This window comes from Bradyrhizobium sp. 76, assembly GCF_023073025.1.
Lineage (GTDB): Bacteria > Pseudomonadota > Alphaproteobacteria > Rhizobiales > Xanthobacteraceae > Bradyrhizobium.
This window is the reverse complement of record NZ_JADPIS010000011.1, coordinates 1-2,875: the sequence shown is the minus strand read 5'-3', so window position 1 is coordinate 2,875 and position 2,875 is coordinate 1. Positions and strand designations below refer to the sequence as shown.

Genomic DNA, 2,875 nt, shown 5'->3' with positions numbered 1-2,875 from the left:
GTTTAGGCGCGGCATCCCTTTCAAACGCTGGCGCGATTGATACGGGTTCAAACTTGAACGCTAGTTCTACTGGGACATTCGCATCATGCTCGATGAAGTATCCTTCATCATAAGGATCGCCATATTGATAGAGTTTCGTGCAAACATAGGCGAGCCTTGGGCATCCTAGCCACGTCCCATTGTTCCTATGCCAAGCTTGAAACGCAGAGAGCTGCGCAGATGCCGGGCATGCCAGAAGACCCGAGCCCGGATAAGCCCAAGCCGGAGCTAGATAGCGGATCCAGACTTTGCGGTCTGTTTCCCGGATATACTCCATCGGGACATCGCCGATAAGATCGTTCCCCATGTAGTGATACTTGGCTGCAGCAATGGCTGGGGGATCATTCCGGATACCAAGCTTGTCGAGTCCCGCAAGAAAGTGTTTCTTTCCGTGGCCGTTCATGAAATTGTATTTGAGGCGCTCGATGCCTTCGGCACCTTTTTCCCTCAAAGTCACCATCTGCAGTGCGGCGTACGCTCGAGACCACAGATAAGTCGAGAACTCAACAGTCTTGTACGTAGCTTCCTCTCGAACCATTAATCTGCCCCACCCATTTGATGCACTTCGATAGAGAGTCTTTTTTGTCCACCACATCGCGGCGGAGGTTGGATATCTTTGGAATTCCCAAACATCAAAAATCGCACCTGCTCATATGAGCGCGCGGCCCTCCTGCAGAAGAGAGTTACGCGCGCGACCGGCTACTGAAGATCCTAGAAAACGCGTCGATTATAGTCGACGGCGCTATGACAAGCTCGATGCTCCTCTGGTCTTTCCAGACCTATCGCTCAGACCGTAACGGGCCTAGCAAGCAGCAGATCAGCAACGGCAGCTGATCTCCCGCCGGCATTTCGGCTCCTCCCCAGTTCTCTGCTGGATGGATTGTGAACGAAGGCACTTCAGCGAGGCCAATACCAATTTCGCTACGATCAATGCCAAATCGGAATTGATGGAGTGTGTGAAAGAGCCGTGTGCTTTCGGGCGATCTTGCGAAGCAGGCGCCGAGTGGTGCAGAACTTTACGGATTTTCGATACTGTAGCGCAGGATCACAAACAGATGGACCCCGACAAGCTCGACATGGCAATCCTCGCTGAGCTGAGCACGAACGCGCGGATCAGTCAGGCTGAACTCTCGACGCGAATAGGACTATCCAGCACCGCGATCGCGCGCCGGCAACGCGCTCTCGAAGACGAGGGATACATCACAGGATATCAGGCGGTGCTCGATTTGGACCGATTTGGCCTGAACACCACCGTACTTGTTAGAGTCGCGCTGGACAGCCAAAGTGACGAGGCACTCAAGTTATTCGAAGCCGCGGTCGTCAAATGTCCATCAGTGATCCGCTGCTTTCTGATGGCAGGGCGCGATGATTACCTCCTGATAGTTCTGGCTCGCGACATTGAAGATTTCGAGAGAATCCACCGCACCAAACTCTCGCGACTTCCGCGCGTTTCGCGCATTGAGTCGAATTTCGCCCTCCGAGAGACGGTCAATCGCGCCGTCCCTCCGACGATCTTCGAAGCGTGTGGGCCTCGTCTGCACAGGAGTCATCGGGAAGAACCAGTCGCTCAATCCGAAAGCCGAAGCGAAACGATCAAGCCGCGGAAATTTAGTACACCAAAAAGAACTCTCGAAGCCGAGAAGGATCAGAGGTGCGAAGACCAGAGCGAGAAGTATTCGGGCCTTGCTGGGCGTTAGATTGTCCGCGTCGATAAAAGTGCACTCTCTTGTCGCGATGCTGCTCTGCGAGTATGCACGTCCTGTTCCGCAGCGGGTCGCCTGTACGAGAATGACCCCGCGGCTGCTTGCGTAGGCGTAAGCGGGAATTTCAAGCGGCCTCCGGGTCCAAGTCCAGCGATCACGATGCCGGCTGCGCCTGCTGCGACGAAAGCTCGACCGAAGAAGCACAGGACGACGGGATCGGGCGATCTGTTCCGGGCCAGGCTGGACCAGATCATCAATATGAAGCACGAGCTGGTTCAGCTTGCCGGCAAGGTCGATTGGGACTGGATCGACGGCGAGATCGCGCCGCTCTATAGCGAGAACGGCCGGCCGGGAATCGCGACCCGCTTCATGATCGGGCTACTCCTGCTCAAGCACATTTACGGGCTGTCCGATGAGGGGGTGTGCGAGCGTTGGGTCCACACGACCCGTATTTCCAGTACTTCACCGGCGAAGAGTTCTTTCAGCACGCGTTCCCGCACGAGCGCTCGGACCTGAGCCATTGGCGCAAGCGGCTCGGCGACAAGCTGGAGCTGTTGCTGGCCGAGAGCTTGCGGGTGGCGCACGAGGCCGGTGCGTTACGCGGCCAGGACCTCAAGCGGGTCACGGTCGATACCACCGTGCAGCCGAAGGCCATCACCTTCCCGACCGATGCCAAGCTGCTGCACGCGGCCATCAAGGGGCTCAACCGACTGGCAAGGAAGCACGGGGCCAGGCTGCGGCAGTCCTATCTTCGCATTGCCAAGACCGCGGCAATGACGGCGGGGCGCTACGCCCATGCCAAGCAATTCAAGCGGCATCAGCGGCAGTTGCGCATTCTGCGCAGCCGGCTGGGCCGGATCATCCGCGATATCCGCCGCAAGATCGAAGGTCAGACCGTGCTCGAGAACGCCTTCGCCCTCCCGCTTGGCCGGGCCTCGCAGATCCGTGCGTGTTTCGCGGGATCGTGAGCACGGATTTCACCGCATCGTGAGCAACGATTTCAGAGGATCGTGAGCAGCGATTTCAGGCGATCATGAGCACCGTTTGGCGGTGCCGGACGCTTCGGCCGACAACTCAACCGGGCTACGGGTTTCTCATTCAACCAATGAGGAAGCCTGATGCCTACCCAGAGA

At 57.4% G+C, this 2,875-nt stretch carries 3 pseudogenes; 2 read left to right on the top strand and 1 reads right to left on the bottom strand.

Annotated elements, in window-relative coordinates:
- A pseudogene (locus IVB48_RS00315) lies at positions 1 to 577 on the bottom strand (siphovirus Gp157 family protein); the annotation flags it as partial.
- A gap of 517 nt (positions 578 to 1,094) precedes the next feature.
- Here IVB48_RS00315 and IVB48_RS00310 point away from each other — a divergent pair.
- Positions 1,095 to 1,544, top strand: a pseudogene (locus IVB48_RS00310) (Lrp/AsnC family transcriptional regulator); the annotation flags it as partial.
- A 357-nt stretch (positions 1,545 to 1,901) separates the two neighbouring features.
- Positions 1,902 to 2,689, top strand: a pseudogene (locus IVB48_RS00305) (IS5 family transposase); the annotation flags it as partial.
- Positions 2,690 to 2,875: the final 186 nt, after the last annotated feature.